We start from the raw sequence: 21421 nt of genomic DNA, 5'->3' as shown, positions 1-21421 counted from the left end.
TCCTCTTTAGAAAAAATCTGCAAAAAAACCTTTTATTTTTGATGCAAATCCATTTTCTACTTTTATATTTTTGTTTTTTGACCATTTGTTATCATATGAATGTTCATCTGATTCTTCCAATGAACTATTACTAGTTTTAATATTATTAACAGCTTGAAGCACTATACCTACTGCTGTAACATATATAGGGCTAGCTGCTCCTACATACTCTGGTGAACCTATTCTCACTGACTTATCGAGTATAACTTTACTGAGTTCATTAGTGCCTCTTAATAAAGCTATACCTCCACCAACTATTACTACTCCAGAAGTTTCATTATAAAATCCACTATTTACTAGGTTTCTTTTAATTAAATGTAATAACTCATCTACTCTAGCATAAATTATATCAACTAATAAATTATTATCAATTTCCATTAAATTATCATAAGAATCTTTGACTCTAATTTTTTCAACGTTTTCTCCTTTTTCTTTAATTAAGCTTCCATATTTAAGCTTTAATCTTTCACCTTCGCTAAAAGGAACTTTAAGACAAACCGAGATATCGTTGGTTATGTTATCTCCACCTAATTGAATAATAGAAGTATGTTTTAATTTTCCACTCTTGTAAATAGAAATATCAATAGTTTGTGCTCCAACATCAACTAGTGCTATTCCCATGTCCTTTTCTTCTTTTCGTAATACAGCCTCTGATATAGCTGATGGTTGAAGTACTATCCCATTAACTTTAATTCCAGCTCGCTTCACACTTTTTAATAAATTACTAACTACTGTGGATTGTGCCATGACTACTTGTCCTTCAACTTCTAGCCTTATACCACTCATTCCTCTAGGGTCTTTGATATTATCATATCCATCAACAATATATTGTTCGGGCTCAACACCTACTATTTCTTTATCGGGCGGAACTGAGATGAGTTTAGCTGCCTCAATTACCCTGTCCACGTCGCTCTGCTTTATTTCTCTGTCTTCAGAAGATATCGCAATCATACCTGTATTTCTTACTAGTTCACAAATTCCTCCAGGTAAAGATATATACCCTTCATTGATTTGTGTATCTGTCATACGCTCTAATTGTGTAATACATTTTTTTATAGCTTCCGCTGTACTATCAATATCTATTACAACTGATTTATTTAAACCACTACATACAACTGATGTAATGCCTATAATCTGAAGTTTTCCATTACTACTGATTTTACCAACTGATCCACATATTTTTGATGATCCTAAATCAATCCCTACTATTTGTTCATTCATTAAGTTTATCCCCCCTCATAAGAGAAACCTTAAGTGTATATATTCAACAAAAAGATAAATTTTCCTCTTAATTTAAATGATTTTTTTAAATATTTATTATAAATTTAAATATAATCAAAATTAATTTCATTTTATTGTATATTTGCAGATATATATAACCTTAATTTCAAATTAGTAAATACATTATATTATGATGTTAAAAAGCTAACTTGTCCTTCTAGACTAATTATAATAGCAAAATATAGAAAAAGCAATATCATATCGTTAAGTAAATCAACCAAATAGTATATAAATTGGTTAATTTTACATTAAATTAAAAATAAAGCTGAAAGCTATAATTTATCTATGCTTTTAGCTTGTTTTTTAATTATTTACTAAAGCGATAGCATTCTTACAATCATTTCATTGTCAACTGAGTAATTAATTGCTTCCTCTTTAGATATAACACCTTTTTTATATAACTCTGCAATTGACATATCCATAGTTTTCATACCATATTTCCCGCCAGTTTGAACACAAGATTGTAATTGATGTGTCTTGCCTTCGCGGATAAGATTTTGAATTGCTGGAGTTGATATCATTACCTCAAGCGCTGCTACTCTCCCTCTTCCACTTATCTTAGGTATTAATTGTTGAGAAACTATTCCCTGCATTACCGCTGATAATTGAACTTTAATTTGTTGCTGCTGATATGGAGGAAATACATCAACTATTCTATCTACTGTTTTTGCTGCACCTATAGTATGTAAAGTAGAGAAAACCAAATGTCCAGTTTCAGCTGCAGTAATAGCAATAGAAATCGTTTCAAGATCTCGCATTTCACCTACTAATATAACATCTGGATCCTCTCTAAGAATAGCCCTTAATGCATTTTTATAATTTTTACTGTCTTTTCCGATTTCTCTTTGATTAATAATGGATTTGTTATGTTTGTGTAAATATTCAATAGGGTCCTCGAGTGTTATAATATTACATGCTCTAGTAGAATTAATTTCATTAACCATAGCAGCGAGAGTTGTACTTTTACCACTACCTGTAGGCCCTGTCACTAAAACTAGCCCTCTTTGTTTTGTGGTAAGAACCCTAACAACCTCTGGAAGCTCAAGCTGTTTAATAGTAGGTATTTTTAATGCAACTACTCTAATAGCTATAGTATCGCTTCCCCTATGTTTATAAACATTAACCCTAAATCTTCCAAGTCCGTAAATAAAGTAAGACGTATCGATTTCTCCATTTTGACAATATTTTTCATAAGAATTTTCTAAAATTTCTCTTGAGTATTTTTCAGTGTCTGCTGGAGTTAATTTATCTTTTCCTGTTTGTATTAAATTACCATCGACTCTAATGATTGGCACTGAGTCCACTGTAAGGTGCAAATCTGATGCATTTTGTTCTGTTGTCTTTTTTAGTAATTCACTAAGAGGTATCATTATTGGTCCTCCTGTTCTTTTAATGAAGCTTCCAAATATATATGCCAAATTGAGTTCTAAATTTTAGAATCTTCTTGTCACTTAAAATTTTTGCTCCATTTTCATCACCTAACTGCAGAAATTTTATTTTCTCAGATAAATAATTTAAATACATTCTTTCCCGAAATATTTTGTATCTTTAATGAAAATCGTTAAGATGCTTTATTTGACTAACGGTGTACATTTTATAATTATACCATAGTTGTTACAATTTATTAGAACTATTCAACCTATTTTTACTAGTACTATTTAATTCCTTATTAAGCTTCTTTAATGCCCTCTTTTCAATTCTAGAAACATAGGACCTTGAAATCCCTAAGATCAATGCAATTTCTCTTTGAGTTCTAGGGTTACCATCAAGTAATCCATATCGCATTTGAATTATTGTTTTTTCTCTATCCATTAAAGCTACGTTTATCTTATTATAAAGCTTTTTAATTTGTATTTTACTTTCTACTATATCAATAATAGAATCTTCATCGCTGCTTAACACATCCATAAGTGATATCTCATTACCCTCTTTATCAATACCAATAGGGTCTTGCAGGTAAACCTCCCCTTTTGTTTTCTTATTATTGCGAATAAGCATAAGTATCTCGTTTTCTATGCACCTTGCAGCATAGGTGGCAAGCCTTGTTCCCTTACTTATATCAAAGGAATCAATGGCTTTAATAAGACCTACAGTTCCAATAGAAATCAGGTCATCTACATCCTTTCCTGGATAGGAATATTTTTTTACTATATGTGCAACTAGTCTTAGATTTCGTTCAACTAATACACCTTTAGCTAGTAACTCGCCGTCCTTTAACTTTTTTAAATAGGATTTCTCCTCTTCTTCACTTAATGGTTGAGGGAATGAACTACTTCCAGTTATATAAGCCGTCAAAAGTGTAACATTTCCAATCATATCTAATAAACAATTTATGAAAAACACAGATGTTCCTCCTAATAGAGCTTATAATATAATATGATTTATTTTACTAAAAGTGCCTGTACATGGAAATTTATTTTATTATTTTATAAATTTCTTTAGCTAATAACATTCCTTCCGAAATCTTTAATGCAGCCTCACAGGAGATGTTTTAATGGCGTTAACTACTTTTTTAAATATCGGAGCCGCTGTACCTCCACCTTCTTCATCTGCTACACCTTTTACATTACTCATCTCAATATTATTTACATATACAACCATGGAATAATTTTTCCCGTTTAAATTGAAAAAGCCAACAAACCATCCATCGGAACACTTCTGACTTTCTTTTCTCCCATTTACTAATTTATTTACATAGTATGTAGTAGTGCCCGTTTTCCCACCTATATCCATGCCTTTAATTGAAGCCTGGGTTCCTGTGCCTTTGTTTACTACATCCATCATATGAAGTTTCACAGCTTCTGCAGTTTCTCTTTTTAATATGGTCGTATTTTTAGGGGTAATTTCCCCTAGAATTTTATTATCGTCATTTACGTATGCATCTATTATGCTTGGCTGAACATACACTCCATTATTTATAATAGTATTAGGAATACTCATGGCTTCTAGCGGCGTTATTCTAACATTCTGACCAATAGCTGTTTGACTTGTATCACCATCCGTAGGGTGTAATAAATCCGCCATGTCAAACTTACCACTGGCCTCTTGATGAATATTTAATACTTTATGTAACATCCCTTGTTTCTCTGCATAATCATATATATTTTTAAAACCTATTTTCCAACCTAGTTGAGCAAATATGTTATTAGAAGATTTGGCTAGCGCCTCTGCAACTGTAAATGTTTCTCCCTTAAAAGGCTCTTCTAGAAATATTTTAGGACTTACTGTATATTTTTTATAGTTATCTATTTTGTTCGTGTCTAAACCAGCTTCATCCACAATAACTTTAAAAATCGATCCCGGCAAAGCTCCATTAGTACTTGGATATCCTAAGTTCGCATTATAAGCGTTATCATCCTTTTGTACCATCGCCCTTATCTTTCCATTATTGCTCTCCATTACTACAACACCAATTTGACTATACTTTTTGTAGATTCCCTCATGAATAACAGCACAGGCTTTATCTTGGATTTCTTTATCTAAGGTAAGTCTTACATTAACATTGTTTTTAGGATTAATAATTTTGCCCGCAGCTATTTCGCCATTAACCCCTTTAGCAAATCTAATTTTTGTATAATCATTATTTTTAGTTTTATTGTATATTTCCATTTCCAAAGAATCAGTACCTTTGAATACATAATCACTAACGACTTTTTTAGATACAGGATCAACGTATTCTTTATTGTATTTCGGGTCTATCAATACATTTTCAATTTTCCAATTCCTATCCTTGATCACTTCATTAGCTACATAGGTATAAAATCCTTTTACTTTTTTAATATCTTTAAGTTTATTATAAGTCACTTCATCAATTTTATATCTTATTTTCTCTCCATTACCATTACCTTTTATTTTTTCTAAATCATAGCCTTTATCATAGTTTCTTAAAGTAATAGTTAATGCTTGCATGTCATATTTGCTAGTATATTCATTAAATCTCAAATAATCGACAGGATCAATAATCGCATAGTAACTCACAGCATAATTCAAAAGATCTCGCCCATTACAGTCAGTTAAACTATATAGCGACCCATATTGTTCATCTATTGTATATTGTGAATTAAACATAGTTTTCAAGGGTTCAGATTTAAAATACATGTAATTCATGATTCTCCAAATTAAAAAACAAAATAATACCGTAAACACACCCATTACCGTCCAAGTTCTTTTTTTAATTTCACTTCTTTGATTTGAGTAACCAAAGATATTATTTCTACTACTCATAAAAAAACACCTCACCTAGGCTAATTCTCGCCTAGATTGAGATGTTTTATACTTCAAATATGTTATTTTTTCTTTTGCTGTTTCTGCAGTATTTGGCTTATATTAGCTGTAATTATATCTATAGCTACCTTATTATGTCCGCCTTCAGGTATAATAATGTCAGCGTGTCTTTTGGTAGGTTCAATAAATTGTTCGTGCATTGGTTTAACAACATTTAAATATTGATTTATAACAGAATCTGTTGTTCTACCTCTCTCGGTAATATCTCTTGTAAGTCTTCGTATAAACCTAACATCTGCATCTGTGTCTACATATATTTTAATATCCAGCATGTCACGAAGAACCTTTTCCTGGAGTACAAGAATTCCTTCAAATATAATAATTTCCTTTGGCTGCACGGAAACTGTTTCTTCTATTCTATTATGCATTTCAAAATTATATATAGGCTTTTCAATAACCTTTCCTTCTAAAAGAAGGTTTAGGTGTCTCACTAATAGTGAAGTATCAAAAGCATCCGGATGATCATAATTTGTTTTTATTCTTTCTTCAAAAGAAAGATTACTCTGATCCTTATAATAAGAATCTTGTGCAATCATTGTAATACATGTCTCATCAAAATGTTTATAAATTTCTCTCGCTATAGTGCTTTTTCCTGAACCCGTTCCTCCGGTTATCCCTATTAAAACCGGGCGATACATTATTCTTTCTCCTTAGATTTGATAAGTATATCATTCTCATGTAGTTTTTCTTTAACATTTACAGTGAATAACATCTGGGCACTTGGTGCAGCAGCTATGCTTTCGCCCTTAGAATTTCTCATATCATTAAGCACAATTAAAACATTATCTCCTACAGGCCTTAATACTTCAACAGTATCACCCTGGAATACTTTATTCCTTTGTTCCACTAATGCAATATTATTTTCCGAATGGTATTCGCGTACAATTCCAACTATATCGTAATCTCTAATATATGAAGAGGATTCATGTATCTGTTTATTGGGATCTCCAAAGTAGAACCCAGTATAATATTGTCTGTGACTCGGTTTCAAGAGGTTATCCATCCATTTTTTTTGAAATTTATAATTTACTGAATCCTTCATATATGTATCCAAAGCTTCTCTATAGGATTTACATACAGAAGCAACATAATATGAGCTTTTCATTCTTCCTTCTATTTTAAATGACGTTATCCCTGATTCTACAAGTTCCGGTATATGTTCTATCATGCATAAGTCCTTTGAATTCATTATGTAAGTGCCTTTATCATCTTCTATTATAGGAAAGTACTCACCATCTCTTTTTTCTTCCGTTAAGAAATATTTATATCTACATGGCTGGGCGCATTGTCCACGATTTGCATCTCTTCCCGTCATATAATTTGACATAAGACATCTTCCCGAATATGCCATACACATAGATCCATGGACAAAAGCTTCAAGTTCACAACTATCCGGCAACTTTGCTCTAATTTCTTTAATTTCACCTAGAGACAATTCTCTTGCAAGAACAATTCTTTTGACCCCTTGCTTATGCCAAAAAATAGCTGATTTGTAGTTTACATTGTTAGATTGGGTACTCAAATGAATTTCTAAATTTGGTACAACTTCTCTAGCCGTCATAATAATTCCTGGGTCAGAAACAATAATAGCATCTGCACCTAGTTCATATATTTCTTTTAGATAACCTTCTAGGCCTTCTAAATCGTCATTATGAGGAAATACATTTAATGTAACATATACTCTTTTACCTTTGGAATGTGCAAAGTCTATACCTTCTTTTAATTGAACATTGCTAAAATTATCCGCAAAAGCTCTTAAATTCAATTTACTTCCGCCTAAATAAACTGCGTCTGCTCCAAAATTTATAGCTGCTTTTAATTTCTCCAAATTACCTGCCGGTGCTAATATTTCTGGTTTCATTAGTTTCATGCCTCCTTACTTCCCCCTGCAAACTTTCTTACTGTAACTGAGATACCATCACCCATTGGTATTACAGAAGTTACAAGGTTATCATTATTAGATACTAGTTCTAAATAGCTTTTCATACGTTTTATTATAGTGATTTTTCTACGTGTTGCGAGTTCTTTCGATGCAACCATTCCTCGAAAAAGTACATTATCAGCAATAAGAACTCCCTCTCTTTTTAAGAGTCTCAAGCAGTGAGGAAGAAAATGATTATAGTGACCTTTACCTGCATCCATAAAAATCATATCATATTCATCTTGGAGACTTTCTAAAATCTCTAAACAATCTCCTTTTAGAACAGTAATTTTATTCTGCATTCCGTATTTTATTATATTCGCATTTGCAATTTCTATCATTTTTTCATCTCTTTCAATAGTCGTAATTTCACTTAACCCACCGGAAGTTAAATTCATTAAAATAGAAGAATATCCTATAGCCGTGCCCAGCTCTAGAATTTTTTTAGGTCTATTTATAGTTATCATTAATTCCAAAAATTTAGCAGTTTCTTTTTGAACTATAGGGACTCTATTCTCGAGAGCAAATTTCTCTAGCTCATCTAAAATACCAACATTACTTGGAATGAGATCTCTTAAATATTGTTCCATATAATCATATGTTATCCCACTCATTTAATTTCCTCCAAAATTCATTAATGCACATAAAAACAAATAACAAGTCAACGATATAATTATACTGACTTGTTATTTATTCTCATGTGACTAACACTAACTAAAATCCTTGTGTTACATCTTTGACCTTTAAAAATTCATTATAGTCATCTGTAAAAAAATGCTTTCCATCATTACTTAAAACAAAGTATAAATAATTTGTTTTAGTAGGAGATAAGGCTGCTTTAATAGATTCTTTTCCTGGGTTACATATTGGACCTACAGGAAGTCCTGTCACCTTGTAGGTATTATAAGGTGACTTAACCTCTAAATCTTTATTGTATAATTTTTCCTTATGTTTACCTAAAGAATATAAAACAGTTGCACAAGATTGTAACTTCATGTCTTTTTTTAGCCTATTATAAAAAACTGATGCCACTTTAGCTTTTTCATTTTTATCACTAGTTTCTCTTTCAACAATTGATGCCATTATTATTATATCATCTAATTTCTTCATCTCTATAGGCGTTTCTTTATTTATTTCATTTATAGTACTATAAAACTTATCCACCATTAATTTTATTATTGCATTTCCACTCATACCGGCTTTAAGATCATATGTAGATGGAAAAAGAAAACCTTCCAAATTAAATTTTCGGTTTTCTTTTTCCGCAATATAAGTAGGCAGCTTGTAAGTTTTACAGCTATCAATAAATTTTTCTTTGTTTATTATGCCTTTTTCTTGTAGCATATTTGCAATACTATTTATATCAAATCCCTCAGGTATTGTTACTTTAATAATGTCTTTTTCATTTCCTACAGTTGATAAAATTTTTATAAACTCCACAACTGTAACATCCTTTGGTATCAAGAACTTTCCTGTATGAACATTAGATTTTATTTTGTTTGATTTGATATAAAATTTTATAATACTTGCATTTTTTATAGCACCAATTTGGTTTAAATCATCTAGTACACTATACAAAGCGTCTCCATTTTTCACATTAACATAGATATCTTTATTAGTTTTAATAGGATGCTGTATTATCTTTTTATACTGAAAATTACCAGCTAATACGCAAACTATTAAAACCATAATTAATAGCACTATCTTTTTCATTAAACCACCCCATAATTTATGCTATTTGCTTTTTTTGCTAGTTGCTCTTTTTCTTTCTCCTGAATCTAATATTCTTTTTCTCATTCTGATATTTAGAGGAGTAATTTCAACTAACTCATCAACAGCTATAAATTCTAAGCATTGTTCTAGTGTCATTTGTTTTACTGGAACTAGTTTTGGTGATTCATCTGCTCCTGAAGATCTAGTATTTGTTAATTGTTTCTTTCTACAAATATTTATCTCCATATCTCCAGCTCTTGCACATTCTCCTGCAATCATTCCTGCATATACAGGCACTCCTGGTTCTAGGAAAAGAGTACCACGATCCTGAGCATTAAATAATCCGTAAGTAATTGATTCTCCTGTTTCAAATACAATTAAAGAACCTCTACTTCTATCTGGTATTTCACCTCTGTATTTATCGTAACCATCTAGAACGTGATTCATTATACCATTACCCTTGGTATCAGTCATAAGTTCACTTCTAAATCCAATTAATCCTCTTGATGGTATTTTAAATTCTAATCTAGTGTATCCATTTATAGCTGAAGTCATATTTACCATTTCTGCTTTTCTAGGTCCCATTTTCTCCATTACTACGCCCATAAATTCTTCTGGTACGTCAATTGTAAGGTACTCAATTGGCTCTGTTTTATGGCCATTTTCTTCTTTAAATATAACATTTGCTTTTGACACTTGGAATTCATATCCTTCACGTCTCATAGTTTCAATTAGAACTGAAAGATGAAGTTCTCCTCTTCCACTTACTTCAAAACCATCATCAATTTCTTTTACTCTTAAACTAACATTGGTTTCAAGCTCTTTGATAAGTCTATCTCTTATGTGTCTTGATGTAACATAAGTTCCTTCTTTTCCTGCAAAAGGAGAATTATTAACCATGAAATTCATAGTTAGTGTAGGCTCATCAATTTCAACGAATGGAAGAGCTTCTGGTTCATTAATATCAGCTATTGTCTCTCCGATGTTAATGTCTGGAATACCAGAAACTGCTACTATATCACCAAGCATTGCTTCTTCAGTTTCTTCTCTTTTAAGACCTTTGTAAACAAAAAGAGCTGAAACTTTAACATTGTTTATTGTGCCATCTTTTCTTATAAGTGCGATAGGTTGATTTCTTTTGATTGATCCTCTTTCGATCTTTCCTATTCCAATCTTACCAACATACTCATTATAATCAATAGTTGAAATAAGCAATTGAAGTGGCATATCTAAATATCCTTCTGGTGCCTTTACATTCTTTACTATAGAATCAAATAATGGTTCCATGTTGTCACTTACATCATCAACATTTAATTTAGCAAATCCTTCTCTAGCAGAAGCATATACCACTGCAAAATCTAATTGTTCATCATCCGCTCCAAGTTCAACAAATAGGTCAAAGACTTCATCAAGAACATGTGTAGGACGACCATCTTTTCTATCAATTTTGTTTATAACAACGATTGGCTTAAGGTTTAATTCTAATGCCTTTTTTAAAACGAATTTAGTTTGTGGCATTGGACCTTCATATGCATCAACTACAAGAAGTACGCTATCAACCATTTTAAGTACTCGTTCAACCTCTCCACCGAAGTCAGCGTGGCCAGGAGTATCAACTATATTTATTTTAATTCCATTATGCATTATTGCAGTATTTTTAGAAAGAATTGTTATTCCTCTTTCTTTTTCTAAATCGTTAGAGTCCATTACTCTTTCTTGCACTTTTTCGTTTTCTCTAAAAACATGGCTTTGTTTAAGTAAACAATCCACTAGTGTTGTCTTACCGTGATCTACGTGAGCAATTATTGCTATATTTCTAACATCATTTCTTGTAAATAAATTCATATTAATCCTCCAATTTTTTTTCGTAAGTTAAACATATTACACAAACAAAAATTGGATACGTCTTTAAGTACCCAACTTTCGCATTTACTATACTTATTTTAATGTTATCTTGCAAAAAAGTCAACTATGTATAGCATTCATTATTAAAAAAATGATACATTTACTTAAATTACATCATTTACTTGGTTTTTTCATCACATCATCCCACATAAATACAAATGCTTCCTCTGTAGGATTTATCGTTTACATTATTTGCAAATACACTTGTCACAAACACCATAGAATTTCAAACTATGATCTTCAATCTTAAAGTTATATTTTTTTTCAACAATAGTCTCTAATTCCTCTAGTAAATCTCCCTGCACCTCTAATACTTTACCACAGCGATTACATATTAGGTGATGATGTTGATGTCTCTCATTCTCATGGTTAAGTTCATATCTACTACAGCCATCATCTAAATCAAACTTTCGAATTACACCCATTTCTTCTAAAAGTTGAACTGTTCTATAAATTGTAGCAAGACCTATTTCTGGACAGTCAGATTTAACCAAGTCATATAGTTCTTCCGCAGTAAGATGGCTACCTTCACTCTTAATTATCCCATTTAAAATAGCCCTTCTCTGCGGAGTAAGCTTATAGCCCTCTTGTTTTAGAGTTTCTTTTAAACTCTCAACGCTCTCTGGAGATACCTTTGACATATATATACCCCTTTTCTACAAACATCATTTGACTCATAGATAAAATTATATTAAGTATACTTTTATTTTAATCCTTTATTATAATATTGTCAATTGATAATCATTTAGTTTTAAGAAAATAGGTTAATTAGTTTGAAAATATATTAAAATGTCTTAATTTAGAATCTTTTTGCTTAAATACTATTATAGTTCTCCTGAAGAAATTGCGTCATACGCCTCTGAAATCATTTCAAACTCTTCATCATCATCTATTGTAACTAAAATATCCTCACCCTCTGCGTCCTTATCTATTCTTAGTGCAATTGCATCAATATCTTCTTCACCAGTTGGCGCAACTATAACATATTCCTTATCTTTAATGTCCAATTTCGTTAGTACGTCAAATTCTATTTCTTTACCCTCTTCATCATATAATAATACGGTTTCAACATTGTTATCCATTTTATTTTCTCCTTTCAATTTATGCAATCAATAATATCTTAATACCCGTTGCATATTTTTGTAAATTTCATTTTATAGATGTGTGCCTAAACTATCTAAATATCCTTGTAAAATGAATGTAGCCGCAATTTTATCTACAATCTTTTTTCTTTTTGATCTAGATAAATCGCCCTCGAGCATTACTCTATTAGCAGCTACTGTTGATAATCTTTCATCCCACATTTTCACTTCTAAATTTAATGTTTCTTTAAGCTTTTCACAAAAACGCTGAACCTTTTCCCCTTGTGGTCCTATAGTTCCATTCATATTTTTAGGGAGGCCTGATACAAAACTTTCTACATTGTATTCCTTACATATTTTAGAAAGTTCCTCTATATCTAGAACTATGCTTTTCCTTTTAATTGTTGTAATTCCCTGTGCTGTTAATCCTAACGGATCGCATACAGCTACCCCTATTGTTCTGTCTCCAATATCTAACCCTAATATTCTCATCCAAATGCTCCTTTAATAATAGCCTAGTTAATGTACGCCATTAACTTTAAAAAATAAAATGCCCCCTATGGGCATTTTACTTTTTTATGTCTAGATAAGATTTCAAAACTTCTTCCAATATCTCATCTCTCTCTAGCTTTCTTACCATCGCTCTTGCTCCATTGTAGTTCGTTATATATGTCGGATCTCCTGAAATTAGATATCCTACCATTTGGTTCACTGGGTTATAGCCCTTTTTTATAAGTGAATTATATACGTCAGTCAAAATAGTTTTTGTTAAATCTTTTTTATCTTTTACAAAATCAAATTGGACTGTATTTTGATTATTATCCATTATATACACCCCTTTCCTCATCATACGCTAAACACTAAAATTTATCCCATTTGAATACGCTAGGAAATCATTTGGTAATATAGTAAATTTTTTTCAGTTGTAATAAGTTCCATAATTACATACTAACTATAATTAAATTACTTATTATTAATTATATTATAAAACAACTATTGCAAAAAGTATACTATTTTACCAATCTTTCAATTATAGAGCATACATTCGTTATTGCTTCATCTAATTTTTCGGGAAGTTTTCCACCTGCCTCTGCCATGTCAGGCCTTCCACCACCGCCACCACCAGCGATTTTAGCAACTTCTTTAATTATTTTCCCACAGTGTATTCCTTTATCTATTGCTGACTTAGACGCCATTGCAACAAATTGTACTTTATCGTCTGTACAGCTTCCTATTACCACTACACCATCAACAATCTTATTACGAAGTTTATCAGCTAAATCTCTTAAAGCATCTCCGTTTATATTTTTTACAGCTCCTGAAATCACTTTAACACCTTTGACCTGTTTAATATTCTCTAAAATTTCATCTACTGAAGAACTGGCTAATTTTTCTTTTAATAATACTATTTCCTTTTCTTTGTATTTTAATTCTACCAATTGAGTTTGTAATTTATTTATTATGTCTTTTTCTGAACATTTTAATGTACTTCCAATATATTTTAATAAATTACTTTTATCTTCTACATATTTTATAGATTCACTACCAGTTATAGCTTCAATTCTTCTAACCCCTGCCGCTACTCCTGCTTCAGATAAAATTTTAAATAATCCGATTTCGCCTGAATTTCTAACATGAGTACCGCCACATAATTCCTTACTATACTCTCCTACAGATACTACTCTAACATCTCCTTGATATTTTTCATCAAATAATGCTATAGCTCCAGTTTCCTTAGCTTTCTCAATGGTCATAACCTCAGTCTCTACCTTATACGCCTTCATAATATTGTCATTTACAATTTTCTCAACTTTAGCAATCTCTTTCTCAGTTAGTGCAGAAAAATGAGTGAAGTCAAACCTTAATCTATCTTCATTTACATAAGAACCTGATTGATGAACGTGATCACCTAAAACTCTTTTCAGCGTTTCTTGTAGCATGTGAGTTACAGTGTGATTTTTACAAATTTGAGCTCTCCTATCTTCGTCAACCTTAAGAGTTACTATTTCATCTGCTATCACTATTCCTTCTAACACCTCAATGAAATGTATTATTTTTCCAGAAATATCTTTTTGGCAATCGTACACTTTTGCTTTAAAATTATCATTAAAAATTATTCCCTTATCTCCAATTTGCCCTCCCATTTCTGCATAGAAAGGAGTATCTTCGGTTACAATAATCCCTTTTGACCCCTTTGAAAGGTCTGTAACATGCTCTTCGCCACTAATTAAAAATTTAGCCTTAGATTCCAATTGTATTTTATCATATCCATCAAATTTTGTTTCTATATTTTTAGGAATTAAGTTCATTGAACTTTCTCCACTGCCCATATAATTTGACTGTACTCTAGCAGCTCTTGCCCTTTGCTTTTGACTTTGCATTGCAGCATTAAATCCTTCTAAATCAATTTTTATACCAGCATCGCTAAGTATTTCTTCTGTAAGCTCATATGGAAAACCATAGGTATCGTATAATTTAAAAGCTTTATCTCCACCTAAAATTTTATTGTTATTTTTTTGAAGCTCTTCTATGTAAACTTTTAAAATATCCATACCAGAATCTATAGTTTCTAAAAATCTTTCCTCTTCAATTTTTATAACTTTCTTAATATAGGATGATTTTTCTTTTAATTCTGGGTATGCTTTAGAGGAGTTTTCAATAACAGTATCGCAAAGTTCACTTAAAAAAGTATTTTTAATTCCAATCAACCTACCATGCCTTGCCGCACGCCTTAGTAGTCGCCTAAGAACATAACCTCTTCCCTCATTAGACGGAAGTACACCATCACTTATCATAAAGGTTGTGCTTCTAACATGGTCTGTTATAACTTTTAAAGATATCGACTCATTACAGCTATCGCCACATTTCACGCCTGAAATTCTTGAAACTTCTTCTAAAATATTTTTTATAGTATCTACTTCAAATATACTATCTGTGCCTTGCATTATGCCAGCTATTCTCTCGAGACCCATACCTGTATCTATATTAGGATTTTTTAATTTGTTGTAGTTACCATGCTCATCCTTATTAAATTGAGTGAACACTAAATTCCAAAATTCTATTACTCTATCTTCATTGCCTGCCTTAATAAACTCTTCTTCCGTTTTTATTTGGCCGAGTTCTACATTTCTATCGAAGTGTATTTCTGAACTCGGTCCACAAGGTCCTTGACCTATTTCCCAAAAATTTTCTTCTTTTCCTAATCTAAAAATACGTGAAGGATCAACATCAGTATTTTTAATCCATACATCAAAAGCCTCATCATCCTCTAAATATATAGTTATATATAAATTTTCTTTTGGTATTTTCAAAACCTCTGTTGCATATTCCCAAGCCCATGGTATAACCTCTTTTTTGAAATAATCACCAAAAGAAAAATTTCCAAGCATTTCAAAGAAAGTGCCATGTCTTGATGTCTTTCCTACATTCTCAATATCTCCTGTCCTAATACATTTTTGACAATTAGTTATTCTAGTATTAGGTGGCGTTTTAATTCCTGTAAAATATGGTTTAAGTGGTTGCATACCCGCATTTACAAGCAATAAACTGCTGTCATTCTTAGGTACTAGAGGAAAACTTTCTAGTCTAAGATGCTCTTTACCTTCAAAAAAATTTAGAAACGATTCCCTAATTTCATTTAATCCTAATTTTTCCATAATATCTCCTCCGATTGTTTATAGACTGTGTTAACACGATCTATTTATGCTAATTTTATATATAGAATTTTAAAATTCATAATTTTCTAAAATATAAAAAAAAACCTTCACTTCCCTAAAGCAAGGGACGAAAGTTTTCCGCGTTACCACCCTAATTATATCACTATATAATTAATAACAATTAATTACACTGCAATATCTCTCAACAAAATAAGGTTCAAAGACAGCTTCAATATGGCTATCAAGAAGTTTTCACCCTCCACTTCCTCTCTAAATGACTAACTATATTTACTAATTCTTATCATTACCTGATATTAACTTATATATACTATAGTACATTTTACCTTAATACTTCAAGATATGCAAATTATAAATAAAAATATATTGCTTATTCCTAGAATAGATAATAGTTTAAGTCCTCATATATAACTTTTATCACTACTCCTAGTGGCACTGCTAGTATCATACCTAAAATCCCTCCAACCTTCCCACCTATAACCAACAATAATATTACTGTTAATGGGTGCATACTTATACTATCTCCAATTATTTTTGGTGACAATATACTTCCTTCGATTTGTTGAAGTGCAAATAGCCACAACGCTGTATATAAAGCTATTTTTGGAGAGTCAAGCAGAGCTATTAAAATGATAGGTATTACCCCAAATATAGGTCCAAAGTAAGGTATTATATTAAAAATTCCATTTATCAATGAAAGTATCAAAGGAAAATCAACTTTCATAAACATTAATATCAAAAATGTAGCAATGGTTATAATTCCACATAAGATAAATTGACTTATAATATACCTTCCTAATACTTTATCAATATCCGCTATGATTCTCTTTATTATATTTCTGCTCTCTGGTGGAAAAACTATCAATGCCTTATTTATCATGTTTTCACTATCGCATAAAAAGTAATATACTATTAAAGGCGAAACCATGTAAGTTAATATATTCTCACCGATGCCCATGATAGAATCTAATATTTTATCAAATATTAGAAGTATTTGAGCATTTGATTTTTGGTATATAGTAGTCATAATACTACTCATGACTCTGCTTCTATTTAATACTTTTATTTTCATATTTGCATTAATTAAATATTTTTGCAAATCATTTATTGCCTTATTTATGTCTAAACTTTCTCTAAATATTGATGGAATTACCACTATAAACGTTAATAATACTAAACTTAATAAACCGACTATTATTAAACAAGCAGAAGCTTTTTTATTTACTCCTTTTCTAATTAAAAGCATATATAATGGTTTTAGTATATATGCCACAATGAAAGAAATAAAGACTAAATTTATTAATTGTTTAACAATAGGGATTTTTATTAACATAAAGAGTACAACTACAAAAATAATAATACTGAGAATCGTAATAGCTAACTTCTTTTTGCTAATTTTTTTCATCGGCTTTTCCCTCCACAAAGAAGTTATGTGGCATACTTTTAAAACATGATTCATCAAAATTGGGAATGTAGAGAATATTTTCTTCTCCAAGTATTAGTTCATTTATTAGCATTATTCTTTTCCCTCTAAGTAAATTTGTAATAAATCCAGAAGACACTATAATTCCTTTTATTTCAAATGTATCACATGAAAAAGTAATATCCTCCACCATACCAAATACATTGCTACATTTATCTATTACATCCATATTAATAAAGCTATGTAAACATAGATATTTATTTTTCTCTACTTTTTTAACTACCATATGCTTATTAAAATATATGATGTCTTCTTTTAATACACTTAAATTTTTATGGAAAAGTTTATAAGGAGATATTACAAATCCGATTACCTTTCCTTTATTAAAATCCATTAACAAATCTCTGATAAACCCAATTTTCTTGCCATCCATACTAACAACATTCATAAATATAAAATCTCTGCTTTTAAACATATTATCTCCTAAATGAAAAAAATTTAATTATTATTTATTTATAGTTATATTCTCCAAATAATCTAAGAATTATTACATATACTAAAAATAATGTTAAAGATTAATATTTTGTAATTTTACAATTTCTTATATTAAATTACTGTTAGCCCTATTTTTTATATTTGCTCTAAATAATATTTTTAATAATAATTTTACTCTTTAATGACTTCTTTACCCTATTAATTTTATTAAAAGAAAGTGGTGAAATTTTGTAATGAAAAAATTAGTTATAAGTATATTGTTAATTGGTGGTTTATTTTTATCTGGCTGTAGTAATTCAAATTCTAACCTTAGCCCTAATATTAATTCTAAGGATGAGGTTGTTAATCCTAAGCCTGAAAATATTGATGTAGTTCAAAACAAGATTGATGCTATGAGTTTAGATGACAAGATTGGTCAGTTAGTAATTGTTGGGCTTGATGGTTATACAATGAATAATAATATAAATAATTTGATTAAAGACCATAAAGTTGGTGGATTTATTTTATTTAGAAATAATGTAGCTACTTCTAATCAATTAGTTAGCCTGATTAACTCACTAAAAACTACTAATTCACAAAACAAAACGCCTCTATTTATTTCTGTAGATGAGGAAGGTGGACGGGTATCACGAATTCCAAATGAAATTAAAAAGCTTCCATCCAATCAAGTTATAGGGGAAAAGAACGATGGTGCCTTAAGTTACAACATTGGGAAAATTATTGCAGAAGAACTTAAAACCTTTGGATTTAATATGAATTTTGCTCCAGTACTCGATATAAATAGCAACCCTAATAATCCTGTAATAGGAGACAGAGCTTTTGGGAGTACCACTGATATTGTTAATAAACTAGGCATTAAAACCATGGAAGGTATGATAGATAACAATATAATTCCTGTGGTAAAACACTTTCCTGGCCATGGGGACACTTCAGTTGATTCCCATGTAGGCCTGCCTGTAGTAAATAAGGATTTAACAAAACTTAATGCTTTCGAACTGACTCCTTTTAATGAAGCTATAAAGAATAATGTGGATGCCATTATGGTATCACATATATTACTTAATAAAATAGATTCTGTTTATCCTGCGAGTATGTCAAAAGTTATTATAACCGATATATTAAGAGGAACTTTAAAGTTTAGCGGTGTAGTCATTACTGATGATATGACCATGGCGGCCATTACAAAATATAATGACATTGGCGATGCTGCCGTTAAATCATTTAATGCTGGAAGTGACATTATCTTAGTATGCCATGAATATGACAACGAGCTAAAAGTAATTAATTCACTAAAAGCTGCAGTACAAAATAATGTAATATCAGAAAATAGGTTAAATGAGAGTGTATATAGAATACTGAAACTCAAAGAAAAATATATTATTAATAACGCTGCAATAAGTTCAATAAACATTCATGAAATTAACAATAAAATAGAAAACTTATTGAAAGAGTAAATCAAAATCAAACTACATGGGATTAACACCAATGAAGTTTCATTAAATCATCTCCTGCGTAGCTGAAATATATTTATTTTAAATCATTCTTCCAAGGCTCAAGCATGCATGACTCTCTATAATTATTTATCGCATTATGTATAGTTTGTTCTGCAAGCACTGAGCAATGTTGTTTTAAAGCCGGTAATCCTTCCAGAGCTTCAATAACTGACTTGTTGGTTAATTCCCATGCCTTCTCTAAGTTTTTACCCTTTATAAGCTCTGTCGCAATGCTAGATGATGCAATAGCTGAGCCACACCCAAAAGCCTTAAACTTAACACTAGTTATTATATTATCCTCAACCTTTATATAAATTTTCATTATATCCCCGCAATTAGGGTCCCCTGCCTCTCCAATACCGTTAGCATCACCTAATATACCCATATTTCTTGGACTATAAAAATGCTCCATAACCTTATCACTATACATCATAATATTGCTCCTCCTTTTATAAACAAAATAATAAAATTATCACCTTCAAAGCTGAAATTTCACTATTTAAAATAGTTACAATTATCCACTATAAATACAGAGGGATACCTAGTTTTTTAACTAAATATCCCTCTGCCTAAATTATAAACTAAATTAGTACACCTATAAAATTTCCTCGATTATCCCTCCGCCAACTACTAAGTTTTCTGAATAGAAAACTACTGATTGGCCTTTGGTTATAGCTCTTTGTTTCTCATCAAAAACGACCTTCACTCTATTATTTTCCAAAGGAATTAAATTAGCTAATTGAGGTTTTGCAGAATATCTAATCTTAGCCGAAACTCTTAAATTTGAGGTGAGCTTATCGAAGAGAATGAAATTTAAATCTTTTGCTATAAGCTCAGTTTTAAAAATATCCTCCTCATCACCTATTATTACTTGATTAGTTAGAGGGTTAATGTCAGTAACAAAAACAGGCTTACCTACCGCTATCCCAAGTCCTTTTCGCTGTCCTATAGTATAATACACTATTCCCTTGTGTCTTCCCATAATTTCCCCTTGCTTATTAACAAAGTTACCTGGCTTTATTTCTCTACCACTATACTTCTTAATATAAGCTCCATGGTCATTATCAGGTATAAAGCAAATTTCTTGGCTGTCCCTTTTTTTAAAAACCTCTAGTCCAATTCGCTCTGCAATATTTCGTATTTCTGGTTTAGCATAATCTCCACAGGGCATTAAAGTGTGACTTAATTGCTCTTGAGTTAATGTATACAATGCATAAGTTTGATCTTTTCTATCATCTTCTGATTTTCTAAGAATATATCGATCGTCTTGTTTTTCAATTTTAGCATAGTGACCTGTAGCTATATAATCAGCCCCAAGCGCCTTCGCTTTTCTTAAAAATTCTTCGAATTTAATCATCTTATTACATACAATACATGGATTAGGCGTTCTACCTTCCATATATTCATCAATAAAGTTATCAATAACATTTGTCTTAAAAACATCCTTAAAATTCATAACATAAAAGGGTATATCTAGTACGTCTGCAACGCGCCTTGCGTCATTTGCTGCAGAAATAGAACAACATCCGCCTTCATTTTCTTCATAATCCTGATTATCTGGTGATAGCTTCATCATAATTCCTATAACTTCATATCCTTGCTCTTTCAAAAGATATGCAGCTACGGAACTATCTACTCCACCACTCATTCCGATAACTACTTTTTTCTTCATTTAATATCACCTATTCTCCGTGTACTTCACCATGTATATCGTCATGTTCTACGAAATCCCATACTTCAAGTCCAGCCTTACTTCTATAATCATTAATTGCTTTGTGAATAGCTTCTTCAGCAAGTACTGAGCAATGCATTTTTATTGCTGGAAGTCCATCTAACGCTTCAGCCACAGCTAAATTTGTAAGTGTCCATGCATCATCTACAGATTTACCTTTAATAAGCTCTGTTGCCATACTTGAAGATGCTATAGCTGATCCACAACCAAAAGTTTTAAACTTTGCATCTACTACTATATTTTCTTCTACTTTTAAATAAACTTTCATAATATCTCCACATCTAGCGTTACCAACCTCACCAATTCCACTAGCATTTTGAATTTCTCCTACATTTCTTGGGTTAGTAAAATGGTCCATAACTTTTTCACTGTACATCAT

The 21421-nt window shown here is 31.0% G+C and carries 20 protein-coding genes and 1 other annotated feature; of the genes, 1 reads left to right on the top strand and 19 read right to left on the bottom strand.

All coding sequences use genetic code 11. The features are described 5' to 3' along the window. Nucleotides 1-6: 6 nt before the first annotated feature. From ftsA to ACWJJ2_RS03165, 16 genes are all read right to left on the bottom strand, one after another. A complete protein-coding gene (gene ftsA, locus ACWJJ2_RS03240; RefSeq protein WP_165412731.1) occupies nt 7-1260 on the bottom strand; it encodes a cell division protein FtsA in 1254 nt (417 codons plus the stop codon). 374 nt (nt 1261-1634) lie between these two features. Continuing rightward, the gene (locus ACWJJ2_RS03235; protein WP_216302811.1) at nt 1635-2690 is read right to left on the bottom strand and encodes a type IV pilus twitching motility protein PilT; all 1056 of its coding nucleotides are present in this window, start codon (nt 2688-2690) and stop codon (nt 1635-1637) included. 244 nt (nt 2691-2934) lie between these two features. Next, nucleotides 2935-3636, bottom strand: a complete 702-nt coding sequence (gene sigK / locus ACWJJ2_RS03230) for an RNA polymerase sporulation sigma factor SigK (protein WP_253198157.1) — start codon at nt 3634-3636, stop codon at nt 2935-2937. A gap of 150 nt (nt 3637-3786) precedes the next feature. Continuing rightward, nucleotides 3787-5544 (bottom strand): penicillin-binding transpeptidase domain-containing protein, encoded by a 1758-nt coding sequence (locus tag ACWJJ2_RS03225; protein ID WP_462953816.1) that lies wholly within the window; start codon nt 5542-5544, stop codon nt 3787-3789. Between the two features lie 62 nt (nt 5545-5606). Continuing rightward, complete coding sequence (gene udk / locus ACWJJ2_RS03220) at nt 5607-6242, bottom strand: uridine kinase (RefSeq protein WP_165412735.1); 636 nt, start codon at nt 6240-6242, stop codon at nt 5607-5609. Further along, nucleotides 6242-7474 (bottom strand): peptidase U32 family protein, encoded by a 1233-nt coding sequence (locus ACWJJ2_RS03215; RefSeq protein WP_216302808.1) that lies wholly within the window; start codon nt 7472-7474, stop codon nt 6242-6244. Before ACWJJ2_RS03215 ends, udk begins: the two co-directional genes overlap by 1 nt. Then, nucleotides 7471-8139, bottom strand: coding sequence for an O-methyltransferase (locus ACWJJ2_RS03210; RefSeq protein ID WP_216302807.1), 669 nt, complete (start codon nt 8137-8139; stop codon nt 7471-7473). The genes ACWJJ2_RS03215 and ACWJJ2_RS03210 overlap by 4 nt, the downstream gene beginning before the upstream one ends. Nucleotides 8140-8239: 100 nt before the next feature. Continuing rightward, a complete protein-coding gene (gene mltG / locus ACWJJ2_RS03205; protein ID WP_462953815.1) occupies nt 8240-9238 on the bottom strand; it encodes an endolytic transglycosylase MltG in 999 nt (332 codons plus the stop codon). 21 nt (nt 9239-9259) lie between these two features. Next, the gene (gene typA / locus ACWJJ2_RS03200) at nt 9260-11083 is read right to left on the bottom strand and encodes a translational GTPase TypA (RefSeq protein ID WP_165412739.1); all 1824 of its coding nucleotides are present in this window, start codon (nt 11081-11083) and stop codon (nt 9260-9262) included. 248 nt (nt 11084-11331) lie between these two features. After that, nucleotides 11332-11784, bottom strand: coding sequence for a Fur family transcriptional regulator (locus ACWJJ2_RS03195; protein ID WP_165412740.1), 453 nt, complete (start codon nt 11782-11784; stop codon nt 11332-11334). Between the two features lie 183 nt (nt 11785-11967). Then, nucleotides 11968-12225, bottom strand: coding sequence for a DUF1292 domain-containing protein (locus ACWJJ2_RS03190; protein WP_165412741.1), 258 nt, complete (start codon nt 12223-12225; stop codon nt 11968-11970). Nucleotides 12226-12297: 72 nt separating this feature from the next. Then, nucleotides 12298-12717: a Holliday junction resolvase RuvX gene (gene ruvX / locus ACWJJ2_RS03185; RefSeq protein ID WP_165412742.1), complete on the bottom strand. Its 420-nt coding sequence runs from the start codon at nt 12715-12717 to the stop codon at nt 12298-12300. Nucleotides 12718-12793: 76 nt separating this feature from the next. Beyond that, complete coding sequence (locus ACWJJ2_RS03180; RefSeq protein WP_165412743.1) at nt 12794-13051, bottom strand: IreB family regulatory phosphoprotein; 258 nt, start codon at nt 13049-13051, stop codon at nt 12794-12796. Between the two features lie 184 nt (nt 13052-13235). Beyond that, nucleotides 13236-15881, bottom strand: a complete 2646-nt coding sequence (gene alaS / locus ACWJJ2_RS03175) for an alanine--tRNA ligase (protein ID WP_216302805.1) — start codon at nt 15879-15881, stop codon at nt 13236-13238. Between the two features lie 120 nt (nt 15882-16001). Then, nucleotides 16002-16195, bottom strand: a binding site (T-box leader). A gap of 80 nt (nt 16196-16275) precedes the next feature. Beyond that, entirely contained in the window at nt 16276-17304 is a 1029-nt protein-coding gene (locus tag ACWJJ2_RS03170) for an AI-2E family transporter (protein ID WP_165412745.1), read from the bottom strand. After that, a complete protein-coding gene (locus tag ACWJJ2_RS03165; protein WP_165412746.1) occupies nt 17291-17797 on the bottom strand; it encodes a PRC-barrel domain-containing protein in 507 nt (168 codons plus the stop codon). The genes ACWJJ2_RS03170 and ACWJJ2_RS03165 overlap by 14 nt, the downstream gene beginning before the upstream one ends. Nucleotides 17798-18050: 253 nt before the next feature. Between ACWJJ2_RS03165 and nagZ the strand changes: the two genes are divergently transcribed. Then, nucleotides 18051-19271: a beta-N-acetylhexosaminidase gene (gene nagZ / locus ACWJJ2_RS03160; RefSeq protein ID WP_165412747.1), complete on the top strand. Its 1221-nt coding sequence runs from the start codon at nt 18051-18053 to the stop codon at nt 19269-19271. 73 nt (nt 19272-19344) lie between these two features. On the opposite strand, the gene nifU (ACWJJ2_RS03155) is transcribed toward nagZ, so the two are convergent. From nifU (ACWJJ2_RS03155) to nifU (ACWJJ2_RS03145), 3 genes are all read right to left on the bottom strand, one after another. Beyond that, nucleotides 19345-19740, bottom strand: a complete 396-nt coding sequence (gene nifU / locus ACWJJ2_RS03155; protein WP_187351419.1) for a Fe-S cluster assembly scaffold protein NifU — start codon at nt 19738-19740, stop codon at nt 19345-19347. A 165-nt stretch (nt 19741-19905) separates the two neighbouring features. Then, nucleotides 19906-20982 (bottom strand): tRNA 2-thiouridine(34) synthase MnmA, encoded by a 1077-nt coding sequence (gene mnmA, locus ACWJJ2_RS03150; protein WP_165412749.1) that lies wholly within the window; start codon nt 20980-20982, stop codon nt 19906-19908. A 10-nt stretch (nt 20983-20992) separates the two neighbouring features. After that, complete coding sequence (gene nifU / locus ACWJJ2_RS03145; protein ID WP_165412750.1) at nt 20993-21421, bottom strand: Fe-S cluster assembly scaffold protein NifU; 429 nt, start codon at nt 21419-21421, stop codon at nt 20993-20995.

The organism is Clostridium sp. CM039 (assembly GCF_055081075.1).
The sequence above is the reverse complement of the archived record's forward strand: the minus strand, read 5'-3'. Positions and strand labels throughout refer to the sequence as shown.